Annotated in this window: 12 protein-coding genes and 1 pseudogene; 4 read left to right on the top strand and 9 right to left on the bottom strand. The window is 56.5% G+C overall.

The window, feature by feature from the left end:
* From Q0K17_RS07285 to Q0K17_RS07325, 9 genes and pseudogenes are all read right to left on the bottom strand, one after another.
* Positions 1–899, bottom strand: a pseudogene (locus Q0K17_RS07285) (DNA-directed RNA polymerase subunit beta'); the annotation flags it as partial.
* 57 nt (positions 900–956) lie between these two features.
* On the bottom strand, positions 957–4,781 hold the full coding sequence (rpoB, locus tag Q0K17_RS07290) for a DNA-directed RNA polymerase subunit beta (RefSeq protein ID WP_294541522.1): 3,825 nt from the start codon (positions 4,779–4,781) through the stop codon (positions 957–959).
* Positions 4,782–4,963: 182 nt separating this feature from the next.
* Complete coding sequence (locus Q0K17_RS07295) at positions 4,964–5,263, bottom strand: hypothetical protein (RefSeq protein WP_294541525.1); 300 nt, start codon at positions 5,261–5,263, stop codon at positions 4,964–4,966.
* On the bottom strand, positions 5,247–6,344 hold the full coding sequence (rpoD, locus tag Q0K17_RS07300) for an RNA polymerase sigma factor RpoD (RefSeq protein WP_294541528.1): 1,098 nt from the start codon (positions 6,342–6,344) through the stop codon (positions 5,247–5,249). The genes Q0K17_RS07295 and rpoD overlap by 17 nt, the downstream gene beginning before the upstream one ends.
* Positions 6,345–6,447: 103 nt before the next feature.
* Positions 6,448–8,232, bottom strand: coding sequence for a DNA primase (dnaG, locus tag Q0K17_RS07305; RefSeq protein ID WP_294541531.1), 1,785 nt, complete (start codon positions 8,230–8,232; stop codon positions 6,448–6,450).
* A gap of 40 nt (positions 8,233–8,272) precedes the next feature.
* Positions 8,273–9,274, bottom strand: a complete 1,002-nt coding sequence (locus Q0K17_RS07310; RefSeq protein ID WP_294541534.1) for a deoxyguanosinetriphosphate triphosphohydrolase — start codon at positions 9,272–9,274, stop codon at positions 8,273–8,275.
* A 141-nt stretch (positions 9,275–9,415) separates the two neighbouring features.
* Positions 9,416–10,033, bottom strand: coding sequence for a YigZ family protein (locus Q0K17_RS07315; protein WP_294541537.1), 618 nt, complete (start codon positions 10,031–10,033; stop codon positions 9,416–9,418).
* A gap of 77 nt (positions 10,034–10,110) precedes the next feature.
* On the bottom strand, positions 10,111–10,317 hold the full coding sequence (rpmE, locus tag Q0K17_RS07320; protein ID WP_294541540.1) for a 50S ribosomal protein L31: 207 nt from the start codon (positions 10,315–10,317) through the stop codon (positions 10,111–10,113).
* Positions 10,318–10,502: 185 nt separating this feature from the next.
* The gene (locus Q0K17_RS07325) at positions 10,503–11,381 is read right to left on the bottom strand and encodes a LysR family transcriptional regulator (protein ID WP_294541542.1); all 879 of its coding nucleotides are present in this window, start codon (positions 11,379–11,381) and stop codon (positions 10,503–10,505) included.
* A gap of 421 nt (positions 11,382–11,802) precedes the next feature.
* Here Q0K17_RS07325 and Q0K17_RS07330 point away from each other — a divergent pair, with 421 nt between their 5' ends.
* The 4 genes from Q0K17_RS07330 to Q0K17_RS07345 are packed head-to-tail and all read left to right on the top strand — an operon-like array spanning position 11,803 to position 14,856.
* On the top strand, positions 11,803–12,615 hold the full coding sequence (locus Q0K17_RS07330; RefSeq protein ID WP_294541544.1) for a CPBP family intramembrane glutamic endopeptidase: 813 nt from the start codon (positions 11,803–11,805) through the stop codon (positions 12,613–12,615).
* Positions 12,616–12,622: 7 nt separating this feature from the next.
* Positions 12,623–13,129: a nucleoside deaminase gene (locus Q0K17_RS07335; RefSeq protein WP_294541546.1), complete on the top strand. Its 507-nt coding sequence runs from the start codon at positions 12,623–12,625 to the stop codon at positions 13,127–13,129.
* The gene (gene fabG, locus Q0K17_RS07340) at positions 13,113–13,868 is read left to right on the top strand and encodes a 3-oxoacyl-ACP reductase FabG (protein WP_294541548.1); all 756 of its coding nucleotides are present in this window, start codon (positions 13,113–13,115) and stop codon (positions 13,866–13,868) included. The genes Q0K17_RS07335 and fabG overlap by 17 nt, the downstream gene beginning before the upstream one ends.
* Positions 13,869–13,920: 52 nt before the next feature.
* Positions 13,921–14,856: a glycoside hydrolase family 25 protein gene (locus Q0K17_RS07345; protein WP_294541550.1), complete on the top strand. Its 936-nt coding sequence runs from the start codon at positions 13,921–13,923 to the stop codon at positions 14,854–14,856.
* Positions 14,857–15,032 lie beyond the last annotated feature (176 nt).

Raw genomic sequence — 15,032 nt, forward strand, 5'->3', positions numbered from 1 at the left:
CGGCGGCCGTTATCGATCAGGGCGTCCACCGCTTCCTGCAGCATGCGCTTTTCGTTGCGCACGATGATGTCGGGAGCACCCAGCTCCAGCAGACGCTTCAGACGGTTGTTACGGTTGATGACCCGGCGATACAGATCGTTCAGGTCGGAGGTGGCGAAACGGCCGCCGTCCAGCTGAACCATGGGGCGGATATCCGGCGGGATTACCGGCACCACGTTGAGGATCATCCATTCCGGACGCTGGCCGGACAGACGGAAGGCATCCACACACTCCAGACGCTTGAGCAGGCGCACACGCTTCTGGCCGTTGGCCTTTTCCAGTTCCTCATGCAGCTCGTTGGACAGTTTGTCCAGGTCGATCTCGGCCAGCAGCTTCTGGATGGCCTCGGCGCCCATGCCGGCCTCAAAGGTATCCTCGTACTTTTCGCGCATTTCCTTGTACTCGCGCTCGGTCAGCAGCTGCTTCTTCTCCAGCGGCGTAAAGCCGGGATCGGTCACGATGTAGTTGGCGAAGTACAGGACCTTGTCCAGCTGGCGGGGACCGATGTCCAGCATCAGGCCGATGCGGCTGGGGATGCCCTTGAAATACCAGATGTGGGAAACGGGCGCAGCCAGTTCAATATGGCCCATACGCTCGCGGCGGACCTTGGCGCGGGTCACTTCGACGCCGCACTTGTCGCAGATCTTGCCCTTGTAGCGGATGCGCTTATATTTGCCGCAGTGGCATTCCCAGTCCTTGGTAGGTCCAAAAATGCGCTCGCAGAACAAGCCGTCGCGCTCCGGCTTCAGGGTGCGGTAGTTGATGGTTTCAGGTTTTTTGACCTCGCCGTAGCTCCAGGCACGGATCTGATCCGGAGACGCAAGGCCGATCTTAATAGAATCGAACTCTTTATTTTCCATTCAGCGAACCCTCTCATTCACTCAGGTGTGGCAGGCGGTCAGGACACAGCTGCGGCATCATTCGCCGTCAAACAGATCTTCGCTCTCGATGCTGGCCAGGTCCTCGGCATTGGGTTCCTGGTCTTCGTCCAGGTCATTGTCAAAGCCTTCGTCAGCGTCCTTCACGCTGTAGTCGTCCTGCAATTCGCTTTCCAGCAGAACATTCTCGCCCAGATCACCGTTTTCGAAGCCGGTCTCATCATCGTCGTATTCCTGACGGATGTCAACTTCGTTGCCGTCAACGTCCTGCACAACAATGTTCAGGCCCAGGCTCTGCAGCTCCTTGAGCATAACGCGGAAGCTTTCGGGGATGCCGGGCTTCGGCACGTCCTCGCCCTTGACGATGGCTTCGTAGGTCTTGACACGGCCCACCACGTCGTCGGACTTGACGGTCAGGATTTCCTGCAGGGTGTAAGCGGCACCGTACGCTTCCAGAGCCCAGACTTCCATTTCGCCAAAACGCTGGCCACCGAACTGAGCCTTGCCGCCCAGAGGCTGCTGGGTAACCAGGCTGTAGGGACCGGTGGAACGGGCATGGATCTTATCGTCGACCAGGTGATGCAGCTTGAGGTAGTACATATAACCGACAGTGACCTTGGAGGGGAACTTTTCACCGGTACGGCCATCGTAAACGGTGGTCTTGCCGTCGTCGGTCAGGTCGATCTTGCTGAAGTCGATGATGTGGCCCTTGGTGCCCATCAGACGGTCCAGCTTGGTGGGATACTCGGGCGCGTTCTCGCCGTGCCACTTTTCACGGGCTTCGGCGAAGCAGTCGCGCAGATCGCTCTCGTGGGCGCCGTCGAAGACGGGGGTCTGCACCTTCCAGCCAAGAGCCTTGGCCACATAGCCCAGGTTGACTTCCAGCACCTGACCGATGTTCATACGGGACGGAACGCCCAGGGGGTTCAGCACGATGTCCAGCGGGGTACCGTCGGGCAGGAAAGGCATATCCTCCTGCGGCAGGATGCGGGACACAACGCCCTTGTTGCCGTGACGGCCGGCCATCTTGTCGCCCACGCTGATCTTGCGCTTCTGGGCGATGTAGCAGCGCACGCACTGACGCACACCGGGCTGCAGCTCGTCGCTGTTTTCGGGGGTGAAGACCTTGACATCCACGACGATGCCATACTCACCATGGGGCACGCGCAGAGAGGTGTCGCGGACTTCGCGGGCCTTCTCGCCGAAGATGGCGCGCAGCAGGCGCTCTTCAGCGGTCAGCTCGGTCTCGCCCTTGGGAGTGACCTTGCCGACCAGAATGTCGCCGGTCTTGACCTCGGCGCCGATGCGGATGATGCCGCGCTCGTCCAGATCCTTCAGGGAGTCGTCGCCCACGTTGGGGATATCACGGGTGATCTCTTCGGGTCCGAGCTTGGTCTCACGGGCTTCGGATTCATATTCTTCGATATGGATGGAGGTGTACACGTCCTCGCGAACCAGCTTTTCGTTCAGCAGGACGGCGTCCTCGTAGTTGTAGCCTTCCCAGGTCATGAAGCCGACCAGGGCGTTCTTGCCCAGGCTGATTTCGCCGTTCTTGGTGGCGGGGCCGTCGGCAATGACTTCGCCGGCCTCAATGTGGTCGCCCAGTTCCACAATGGGACGCTGGTTGACGCAGGTGCCCTGGTTGGAGCGCATGAACTTGATGAGTTCATAGGTGTCGGTGGTGCCGTCGTCACAGCGGACCACGATCTTGTCGGCATCCACGGACTCAACGGTGCCCGCATGGGCAGCCAGAACGCAGACGCCGGAGTCGGTGGCAGCCTTGTATTCCATACCGGTGGCGACGATGGGCTGCTGGGTGACCATCAGAGGCACCGCCTGACGCTGCATGTTGGAGCCCATCAGAGCACGGTTACAGTCATCGTTTTCCAGGAAGGGAATGGAGGCGGTAGCGACAGAAACCATCATCCGGGGAGAAACATCCATGAAGTCGACCAGTTCGCGGGGGAATTCCTGGATGTCGTTGCGGTGACGGCAGGAAACGCGGGAACGGACAAAGCAGCCGTTCTCATCCAGCTTTTCGTTGGCCTGGGCGACGATGTACTCGTCTTCCACGTCAGCAGGCATATAAACCACTTCGTCGGTCACATGGCCGGTGCCCTTGTCCACCTTGCGGTAGGGGGCTTCGATAAAGCCATACTTGTTGATCTTGGCAAAAGATGCCAGATAGGAGATCAGACCGATGTTGGAACCTTCGGGGGTCTCAATGGGGCACAGACGGCCGTAGTGCGTGTAATGAACGTCGCGGACTTCGAAGCCTGCGCGGTCACGGGACAGACCGCCGGGGCCCAGAGCGGACAGACGACGCTTGTGGGTCAGTTCGGCCAGAGGGTTGTTCTGGTCCATGAACTGAGACAGCGGGCTGGAGCCGATGAACTCACGGATAGCGGAAACCACAGGGCGGATGTTGACCAGGCTCTGCGGGGTGATCTTTTCGGCAGACTCCTGATTCTGCAGGGTCATGCGCTCACGCACAACACGCTCCATACGAGCAAAGCCGATACGGAACTGGTTCTGCAGCAGCTCGCCCACGCTGCGCACGCGGCGGTTGCCCAGGTGGTCGATCTCGTCAGTGGTGCCGATGCCGTGATCCAGGCCGATCAGGTAGCTGACCGAAGCGAAGATGTCGTCCACGGTGACGGTACGGCTGATCAGCACATCATGGTTGCGGCGCAGCAGTTCCTTCTGCTCCTCGGGATCGGAAGTAGCATCCAGGATCTTGCGGATCTCGGCAAAGGAAGCGCGCTCGTTGATGCCGCACTCTTCCACATTGAAGCTGAAGAAGGGCTGGGCATCCACACAGCCGTTGGAGATGACGATGACCGGCACGGGATCTTCGTTCTTGCGCTCCACCCAGACGGTGACGCGGGTAACGCCGGCGGCATCGATCTCAGCGGCCTTCTCGTTGGAGATCTTCTCGCCCTTGGCGGCCAGCAGTTCGCCGGTCAGGGGGGCAACGATGTCCTCGGCAGCACGGTAGCCGGCAATACGGCGGGCCAGAGCCAGCTTCTTGTTCATCTTGAAGCGGCCGAACCGCGCCAGATCATAGCGGCGAGGATCAAAGAACAGCGCATTGATGTGGCTGCGGGAGTTCTCCACCGTCGGGGGTTCGCCGGGACGCAGCTTGCGGTAGCATTCCAGCAGACCGTCTTCGGTGTTGTGGGTGGTATCCTTTTCCAGAGTGGCCACAATCTTGGGCTCACTCTCGCCGAAGAACTGACGGATCTGGTCATCACTGCCCAGGCCCAGAGCACGCAGGAAGGTGGTGATGGGCAGCTTGCGGTTCTTGTCGATGCGGACGTAGAACACGTCGGAGGAATCGGTCTCATATTCCAGCCAGGCGCCGCGGTTGGGGTTCATGGTCGCGGTGAACAGGTCCTTGCCGGCACGGTCTTTGGTGGAGGAATAGAACACACCGGGGGAACGGACGAGCTGAGAAACAATGACACGCTCGGCGCCGTTGGAGATGAAGGTGCCGGAGTCGGTCATGAGCGGGAAATCGCCCATGAAGATCTCCTGGTCCTGCACTTCGCCAGTCTGCTTGTTGATCAGACGGGCAGTGACATACAGGGGCGCGGCGTAAGTGGCATCGCGCTCCTTGCATTCCTTAATAGTATATTTGGGGTGCTTGTCCAGACGGTAATCGATGAATTCCAGGACCAGGTTGCCGGTATAATCCTCAATGGCGGCAATGTCATGGAAGACCTCGTGCAGGCCCTCTTCCAGGAACCAGTTGTACGAGTTTTTCTGGATTTCGATCAGATTGGGCATCCCGATCACTTCATTGATGCGGGAAAAGCTCATTCTGGTCGTGCGGCCATTGTGTACGGGCTTGACCTTTACCATAAAATGCGACCACTCCTATTCCGTTGAATTAGACAAAGCTGACCACACAAAGGGCTCGCTTGTGGGCCATCTTCGTCATTTTTAACAAAGTTTTTGTTTAGACCCGAACCGCGCGGTTCCTTCAGGGCGCTCTATTCCATTTTTGTGATACTGAATCAGTATATAAGATACCGATGAGTTTGTCAAGCATTTTCTGGAAATTGTGGCCGTTCCTTCGTGTTTTTTACAATATGACGACAAATCACTTCATTGCATCGAACGCCCGGGCCAGTGTTATCAATTTCGTCAATTTGCTGTTTTTCCACACTGTTTTGCTGCTTGACAAATATTCTCTCCCCTGCTTCCCCGTCATTTTGACTATTGGTGCAATATCGGATTTGTGTATCCTGGCTCTTGACATTTGGAATCGGCAAACAAAAAAGCCCGCAGGCCGGACAGCCTACGGACTTGGGAAAAACAATCCAATCAATCCAGGAAATCACGCAGTTTCTTGCTGCGGCTGGGATGGCGCAGCTTGCGCAGCGCCTTGGCTTCAATCTGGCGGATACGTTCACGGGTGACGTTGAACTCCTTGCCCACTTCTTCCAGGGTACGGGGGCGGCCGTCTTCCAGGCCAAAGCGCAGACGCAGGACCTTTTCCTCCCGGGGAGTCAGGGTCTTGAGCACATCCGCCAGCTGTTCCTTCAGCAGAGTCTGGCTGGCAGCTTCCGCCGGCACCGGAGCATCATCATCGGGGATGAAATCTCCCAGATGGCTGTCCTCCTCTTCGCCAATGGGCGTTTCCAGGCTGACGGGCTCCTGCGCCACACGCATGATTTCCCGGACCTTGTCCACCGGCATATCCAGGCGCTCGGCGATTTCTTCCGCGCTGGGCTCATGGCCGTTCTCATGCAGCAGCTGGCTGGAGACCTTCTTGACCTTGTTGATGGTTTCTACCATATGCACCGGAATGCGAATGGTCCGGGCCTGATCCGCAATTGCGCGGGTGATGGCCTGACGGATCCACCAGGTCGCATAGGTGGAGAACTTGAAGCCCTTGGTGTGGTCGAATTTTTCCACCGCCTTGATCAGGCCCAGGTTTCCTTCCTGGATCAGATCCAGGAACTGCATGCCGCGCCCCACATAGCGCTTGGCGATAGAAACGACCAGACGCAGGTTGGCCTCGCTCAGACGCTGCTTGGCACGCTCCCCTTCCTTGCCACCATTCTGGATGGCCAGGGCCAGATTGACCTCCTCTTCGGGAGTCAGCAGCGGCACGCGGCCGATCTCTTTCAGATAAACCTTCACAGGGTCATCGATGGCAACGCCCTCTGTGGCCAGGGCATCCTCAAAATCATCCACGTTATCTTCGGTCAGAGACGAATCGGCACCGTCGGCAACGGGATCGTCGTCCACAACCTCAATGCCGTGGCTTTCCAGCTCTTCATAGAGCTTCTCCATCTGTTCCACGTCCAGACCGTGACCGCTTTCCTCCATCGCATCCCCGATCTCGCTGTTGGTCAGCTTGCCGGCACGGCGGCCCTGTTCGATCAATGCGCGGATGGGATCTTTCTTTTCTGCCATAAGTAAATCTCCTTTTTACCGGACCGTGCCATAGCCGGCACGGCCTGTTTTCTGCCCGTCAAGGAACGGGATTTATTCAAAAGCCCTCTGCCGCAGGCACACTTCACGGTGCACCGGTTGGCGGGTCGTGGACTTTTTCCTGGGTGATGGAAGCAAACAGCTTGCGGAAATCCTCATCGCTGGTCTGGGCCGCCTGCTTGCTTTTGGGCACTGCATGCCGCAGCCTCTCCAAGAACATGTCAATATCTTTGCGGGTAAGCCGCTGGATACTGTTTTGCGCCTGCACCTTCATAACCAGAGAATAAGCCTTTTCTTCCAGGCAGGAGGCCAGAGAGGTCGCGTTTACGGGAATGCCCTTGTCGGCACAGTCATAGATGGCGCGGGCAGCTGCCTGGATTTCGGGTTCAGGAACCTCGTCCAGATTCAGGTTGCTGCGCACATAGGGGATCTGGTCCGGGTCCTGGAGCATGGCCGCTACCAGCTGACGGGCCGCAGCTGCGGCCCCCATGGCTTCCTGACCGCCGCGGTCATAAGGGACCCGGATATCGGCCCCATATCCCTGGGCAGCCATGTCTTGCTGCTCCTTGCGGCGGGCACGGCGGGCCGCGCCTTTGATGGCCCCCTCCATCTGGGAGAGAATCGCCTGTTTGGCAACACCGGTCTCCCCCGCAATGCGTCCGGCATACACATCCCGGGCCGTGGGTGAGACACTTCCCGATGCCAGTATGTCGATGGCTTCCCGGATATATTCCAGACGGCCATCATCCGTACGCAGATCGTATTTCGTTTTGCTCTTGGCCAGCCGAAACTCCGTGGGGTTGGCAGCACCGTTCAGAATCATTTCAAAGCGGTCCTTGCCGTAATGCCGGATAAACTCATCCGGGTCCTTGGCCCCGGGAATGGACAACACCGACACCTTGACCGGTGTGTTGGCAAACAAAGCCAAACTGCGGGCCGTGGCCTTCTGCCCCGCTTCGTCCGAGTCATAGCTGAGCACCGCCTCTTCCGCATACTCGCTGAGCAGCTTCACCTGTTCGGGCGTCAGGGCGGTACCGCAGGCGCACACGGCCGTATCAAATCCGGCCTCATGCATGCTGATCACGTCCATGTATCCTTCGCACAGGATAAACCGCTTGGAGGCGGACTTTTTGGCCAGATTCAGGGCAAAGAGCGTACGGGACTTTTTGTAGACCAGCGTTTCGGGGCTGTTGATGTATTTGGGCTTGGAATCGTCCATTACGCGGCCGCCAAAAGCAATGATGTTGCCCCGCACATCAATAATGGGAACCATGACCCGGTGGCGGAACAAATCGTACAGGTTTCCTTTGGCGCTGCGCTTTGCCAGACCGCCCTCCTCAATTTCGGATTCGGAAAAGCCGCGGCGGCGCAGATAGTGCAGAAGGCCGCCAAACTCGTCCGGTGCGTACCCAAGGCCAAAGCGGCGGATGGCCCCATCGGACAGACCCCGCTTTTCCCGCCAGTAGCGGCGGGCTTCCTCGGCCTGGGGCGTTCTGGCGTTGAGCTGCTCATAAAAATAGCGGGCGGCGCAGCGATTCATTTCCAGCATGCGGCTGCGCCGGCGGCTCTCTTTGTCGTCTTCTTCCGGCATGGGCATACCGGCACGGGCCGCCAGCTGCTTGACCGCCTCCACATACCCCAGATTGTTGATCTTGCGCACAAAGGTGATGGCATCGCCGGCCGCTCCGCAGCCAAAGCAATAGAAGCTCTGTGTATCAGGATACACGGTAAAGGAAGGTGTCTTTTCATTATGAAAAGGACACAATCCCGTCAGGGTACGCCCACGACGGCGCAGCTGCACATACTGACCGATCAGCTCCTCGATATCATTGCGCCGAGCAACTTCCTGTACATATTCCTGCGGAATCATCGTGAACACACCTCCTTATTTTTCATAATCAAAGAATGGCTTACAGCACCTGCCATTTTTGGGGGACAAACAAGTCCTCAAACAGGCGGATGGCAAAATGGTCACTCATGCCGGAAATATAATCCACCACCGCACGGTCTATCCCTTCTTTATAGGCGATCTGCATATAAAAATTTGGCATGAGGGAAGGATTGTCACAGAGTCGGGCGTAAAGCTCTTCCACCACTTTGTCCACCTTTTTCTCTTCCCTCTTGGCCTGCTTGTCCACATAGACAGTAGAATACATAAAGTCCTTCAGCAGATGGTAAGCATCCTCCACGTCCGGCGAAAAATGCATTTCCCCCGCCGAACTGTTCTCCACCAGATCGGTGATCATAGTGGTGATGCGCTGGCTTTTGGTGCTGCCCAAAATCCGCACCGCATCCGGCGGCAGGGCCGAGTTGGAAAGCACACCGGCAGTTATCGCATCCTCAATGTCATGGTTGAGAAAGGCAATGTGATCCGCATAGCGCACAGTACAGCCTTCCAGGGTGCGGGCCCACTCTCCGGTGGTGTGGGTAACGATACCGTTGCGCACCTCCCAGGTCAGGTTCAGGCCTTTCCCGTCCTTTTCCAGGTATTCCACCACCCGCAGGCTTTGCTGGTAATGGGTGAATCCCCCCGGGCACAGACGGTTGAGAGCCCGCTCTCCTGCATGACCAAAGGGTGTATGTCCCAGATCATGCCCAAGTGCAATTGCTTCTGTCAGGTCTTCATTCAAGCGCAGTGCCCGGGCAATGGTCCGGGCGATCTGGCTGACCTCCAGCGTGTGGGTCAGGCGGGTACGGTAATGATCGCCTTCCGGGGAAAGAAAGACCTGCGTTTTCTGCTTCAGGCGACGGAACGCCTTGCAATGCAGAATGCGGTCCCTGTCCCGCTGGTAGCACGGGCGCAAGGGGTCCTCCGGTTCAGGTCGGGTACGACCGCGGGAATTCTCACTCAGCGTCGCATACCGGCTGAGCGTCAATCGCTCGATGGTCTGCGTCTGTTCACGCACAGTCATGTCACGTCCCCCTTTTTTCGCCTCGCTTACGGCAGATTGGCCGCCAATATTGCTTTCTATAATATAAATACGATAAAAAAGTTCCAAACGCTTCTTGAATCTGTGAATTTTCCGTGTTTTTTGTGAGGAAAGACTGATTTTTCAGTAAGCGTCATAGTGTGCAGGCCCCACCACAGGTTCCGCGGACCCCCTGGTCAATTCACGAAGCGCCGCGCACAGAGACGCTTCCTCACCTGCCGGCATACGCCATCTCAGGGTGACGGCATCGTCAAAGACCGGTTCTTCCGATCTGGTGTCGGCCTGTTCGATCATGCGGCGGGCGGTTTCAAACAGCGGATACGGAACGCGCAGTTCACAGTCCACCACGCTGCGCATGCTCACTTTTTCTGCAGCTTGCAAAGCCCCCGACGCCGCCGCCGTATAAGCACGCACCAGCCCGCCCGTTCCCAGCAGGATCCCGCCAAAATACCGGGTGACCACCACAATCACGTCGGATATCCCTGCATGCTGAATGCATTCAAGCACCGGTGTTCCCGCTGTTTTGGCAGGTTCCCCGTCGTCAGAATACCGCATCCGGCCATTTTGCAGCACATAGGCGTACACATTATGACGGGCAGTCCGGTTTCCGGCACGCACCGATTCCAGAAATGCCAGGGCAGCTTCCTCCGTATCTGCAAAGGAAGCGGCGCCGATGAACCGACTGCGTTTTTCCTCATATTCATAGCGGGCAATACCGCGGATCGTCTGATAATCAGGCATGGATGCGCTCCTTCTTGTTCCTGCTTACAAGCAAAAAATACCCCAGATGTTGCCATCTGGGGTAAAACAAAACATGATTACTTGCCAACCTTGGCGTAACGGCGCTTGAAGCGCTCGACGCGTCCGCCGGTATCAACCAGCTTCTGCTTGCCGGTGTAGAAGGGATGGCACTTGCTGCAGACTTCGACGCGGATCTCCGGACGGGTAGAACGAGTCTGGATAACGTTGCCGCAGGCGCAGGTGATGGTGCAATCCACATACTTCGGATGGATGCCTTCCTTCATTGCGATTCACCTCTTTCTCGATCATGACTAAAGGGAGCCATACTTAATATATGTGCTCATCACAATCTTGACTTATCGGCTACCAGCATACGCCATCCTGTGCGAACGGAGCAGCCTTTCAAACGATTGCCATAAAAGTATACCAAAGTCCTTGCATTTTGTCAAGGGATCTCCATCGCCTTTTTTCAAAGTGTTCCGGCAAAAGCGCGCACCCGCCGTGCAAATTCCCGGGCGGCGGGCGACAGCCCGTTTTTGTCCAGACATGCCAGACCGATGCTGCGTCCGGCCGCCGGTTCCAACGCCAGCACCTGCACGCCTGTTTCCTTGCTGGGTCTGGTCAAAAGCAGCTGCGGCATGATAGCCACCCCCTGCCCGCAAGCCACCATCCCCACCATGGACTCATCGTCGATCACATAGCAGGCGGTATGTACGCGCAGATCGTTCCGTTTCAGATAATTCTGAATATCCGCGTCCGTGTCAGCACGCTGGCTGACGAAAGGTACGTTTCTCAGTTCATCGGCACTGACACGCCCGGGACGCTTTGTAACAAAGTCTGGCGGCGCAATGCAGACAAGCGGATCAGTATACAATGGCTGAAAGTCCAGATCCTGGGAACAGGAATCCGAAAGGAACCCCAGTTCCGCCGTTCCATTCTTCAGCCAGACCGCAATGTCAGCATAGCTGCCCTGGTAGACTTCCACTTTGATTCCGGGATAGTCCTTCTCGAAGTCCGGAACCAGGCGCGGCATCCATACCACACAAGCGCTGTTGAATACCCCTACACGCAGGACTCCTTTGTGGAGCCCATTGACCTGGGCTATAGACTGGTCCAACGATTCGCTGCTGGCCAGTACCCGCCGCACGGCCGGCATCAGACTTTCGGCTGCAGCCGTCATAGTCACGCCACTTTTGGTGCGGGTGAACAGCGGGAATCCGCATTCCGATTCCATGCCAGCCACCGCATGGCTGATGGCGGAAGGCGTCAGGTGCAGCTGCTCCGCTGCGCGGGCAAAGGACCCTTCCTGGGCAATGGTGGAAAAAATCAGACAGCTGAGCAGCGTCATACCGCGTTCTCCTTGTGTTGAGCGTTTTTCAGGTTTCATGTGAAAAAAATGAATTTTACTTATCACGCATACTGTACTATGATTAGTTGAGAAAGTCAAGGGTGCCGCACACACCCGTGACTGACACGATTCATTTTCCTTCCTCTTAATAGCCTCTTCGGTCCGCACAACCGATGAGGCTGTTTTTTATTGTGCGGAAGTGCCGCTTGTAGGAAAGTTGGCCTTGTGGTACACTAACTTTATATAATAAAACGAATATAAATCTGCGGGGCATTACGGTTCCCTGCGTGAAACGAGGAAGTTTATTTTGCAGAAATTCGCTAAAACCCGCGGCGTAAAAGGAGCTGCCTCCTGGTGCGCTCTCGCCGCTGTTGGATATCTGGCCATACGCTCTTTTCTGGAAGCTTTGGTTTCCCTTTTCATGAGCCTGCGTGTACCGGGGGCAACACTGACCAGCCCCACCGGCTTCTCCCAGACGGAAGCCGGGATTCTTTCTATGGTGGTGGCCATCGGCGGGATTTTGCTGCCCGTGTTTTTACTTTTGCGCCTGACGCGTCTGCGCGCAGACGATCTGCGTATATTGATCCCCGCTCCATGGAGTCCTGCTTTCTGTTTACCGGTATTTTTGGGTGTTGCCAATGCCGCCAATCTGTTTGGCGGCCTGCTGGGTCACCTGCTTGGCACAGAGGGGAGCGCCACTTCCCTGCCCGCGGGCGGCAGTGCTCTGGTTGTTAACTTTCTGGGGCTGTGCGTGATTCCTGCCATTCTGGAAGAGCTGTTTTTCCGCGGTGCCTTGCAGGGACTTATGCGTCCCTGCGGAAGTGCCGCTGCCATCTTTGCCCCGGCGCTGCTTTTTGCTTTGCTGCACATGGATCTGGCACAGGGCATCACAGCTTTCGTGTGCGGTGTCTTTCTGGGCTGGCTGACAGAACGCACCGGCAGCATACTGCCCGGTATGCTGCTGCATTTCGTTAACAATACTCTGGCTTTTGTGGTGGCTTATCTGCAGCTGTACGCGGCCGATTCCACCGCTCTGTGTGCCGAACTGTTTGTTCTCCTCTTTTTCCCTCCGGTGGCTTTGTGGCTGATCTGGCACGCGATGCGGCAGGGCTTCCGCTTTTCCGCCGGACTGCGGCCTGGTGTGGATGCCTGGGACGTGTTTTCCAGTCCGGCCTATACAGTGGCTGTGCTTTTCCTCGCATTTTACAGTGTATATCTGAATCAGGTCGGGTGATGCAACTATGACAGATCAGGAATTGATGCAAGCCGCCCTGGAAGAGGCGCAACTTGCCTTTGAAGCCGGTGAAGTTCCTGTGGGAGCCGTTATCGCCAAAGACGGTGAGATCGTTGCCAAAGCCCACAATCTGCGGGAAACCGGCAAGAACGCCCTGTATCATGCCGAGCTGATGGCCATCGATCAGGCCTGCCAGGTATTGGGCGGCTGGCGCTTGTGGCAGTGCGAACTGTTCGTCACCCTGGAACCCTGCCCCATGTGCAGCGGCGCCATCATCAACAGCCGCCTGCGCCGCATTGTATATGCAGCATCCGATCCAAAGGCCGGTTGCTGCGGTTCGCTTACCGACCTGTTTTCCCTTCCATTCAACCACCACCCTGTGATTGAGCACGGCCTGATGGAAGCCGAATCACAACAATTGCTGCAGCAATTTTTTGCCTCTCTGCGGCAAAAGCGTTTGGCCGCAAAAGCCATGAAAAAACAAAAGGAGCCCATGGATGAAACCCCATCTTAACCAGCAGACCGTCCTGATTACCGGCGGCAGCCGCGGTATTGGCGCCGCGGCCGTACTGGCCTTTGCAAAAGCCGGATACAGAGTCGCTTTTACCTGGCATCAGCACCCGGATGCCGCCCGCCATGTGGTCGACATGGTGCGTGAGGCAGTACCGGATGCTCCGTGTCTTGCCATCATGGCCGACGCTGCTGATTCTCAGGCCGTCCGGAGCGCTGTGGAGCAAACCGCACGGGTCCTTGGCGGGCCTCAGGTCCTTGTGTGCAATGCGGGCATCGCGCAGCAAAAACTTTTTACCGACCTAACCGATGAGGACTGGCGGCGGATGATGAGCGTGGACCTGGACGGCGTCTTCTACGCATGCCGCGCGGTTCTGCCTGGGATGATCCATCAAAAATACGGACGCATCCTGTGCATCAGCAGCATGTGGGGCCAGACCGGCGGCAGCTGTGAAGTCCATTACTCTGCCGCCAAGGCCGGTGTTATCGGTTTGTGCCGCGCGCTGGCCAAAGAAGAAGGGCCTTCCGGCATCACCGTCAACTGCGTGGCCCCCGGTGTCATTGATACCGATATGATGGCTTCTTTTTCCGAGGATGACCGGGCGGCACTGGCTGAAGAAACGCCTGTGGGGCGGCTTGGTACTCCTGAAGAAATTGCCCGCACCCTGGTATTCCTGGCTTCACCGGAAGCAGGCTACATTACCGGACAGGTCATTGGTCAGAACGGCGGCCTTGTCATCTGAAACACCACTCTCCCCTTCCCTGCATATCATAAAGCAGGAAGGGGGATTTTTTATGGAACTCTTTCAAAATGGCATAGATGTATCCCGCTATCAGGGCAGCATAAACTGGAACAGCGTTGCCGCCGCCGGGAAGCAATTTGCCATTGTACGGTTGGGCTCCAGCAACAACAGTGGTTTATATGTAGACCCTTATTTTTTGCAGAACGTAAACGGTGCTCATACCGCCGGATTACGTGTCGGCGCCTATTACTATACCTACGCTACCAGCCAGAGCGGTGTGATAAACGAGCTGAGTCTTTTCCTGAACGTTCTGGAAGGGTTACAGCTGGAATATCCTGTTTTTGTGGACGTAGAGGACAACAAACTGGCAGCGCTGGGACGGTCTCAGCTGACGGGGTTGGTTCAATACGCCATGGATATTCTGTACCAGCGCAACTGGTATGCCGGATGGTATAGCTATACCAATTTCATCAACAATTATCTGAATCCTTCTCAGCTGGCCGGATACCCGCTTTGGCTGGCCGATTACCGCAGCCAGCCGGGGTACACCGGCAAGTATGATATGTGGCAGTTTTCCTCCACCGGCAGCGTGGGCGGAATTACCGGCGCCTGCGACCTCAATTACAGTTATACCGATTTTTTGCCTACCCTGAAAGCCGGAAACTACAATGGATATGGAACATCCGGGCCTGATATGGAAACGGTTGACGGCGTGCAGCTGGTTGTATTTGGTGCCCAGACTGAATACTTTTATACGGCGAACTTCAACGATGTAGTGGGATATCTGCCTGTGGGCACCTATCCTGTGGTACAAAAGAGCAAAGAAAAATATGACGGATATGAGTGGGTTATTTTCCGATATAGGGACGGCGAATACTGGACGGCCATTCTCGGAGACCGCAACCGCCTGGAAACCTTGAATTCCTGCGAAGTGCAGCTTTCTGAAGCAAAGGCCAAAATCGATGCGGCCAAAGCTGCTCTGGAATGATTCGTCTTGCTTTTATGGAAAGAAATCTGTATAATAAGTAATATCGTCGGGTCATCCGATAGAGATGGCCCGATCTCTTTGACTCTTCCGCATTTTCCTACCACCTCAAGTTTCAGATTCTGTCCCCCTTAAAATTGAATATTGCTTTATATGCCTCCGTAGTTAAATGGATATAA

Source organism: uncultured Gemmiger sp. (assembly GCA_944388105.1).
In the GTDB taxonomy this organism is placed as follows: domain Bacteria; phylum Bacillota; class Clostridia; order Oscillospirales; family Ruminococcaceae; genus Gemmiger.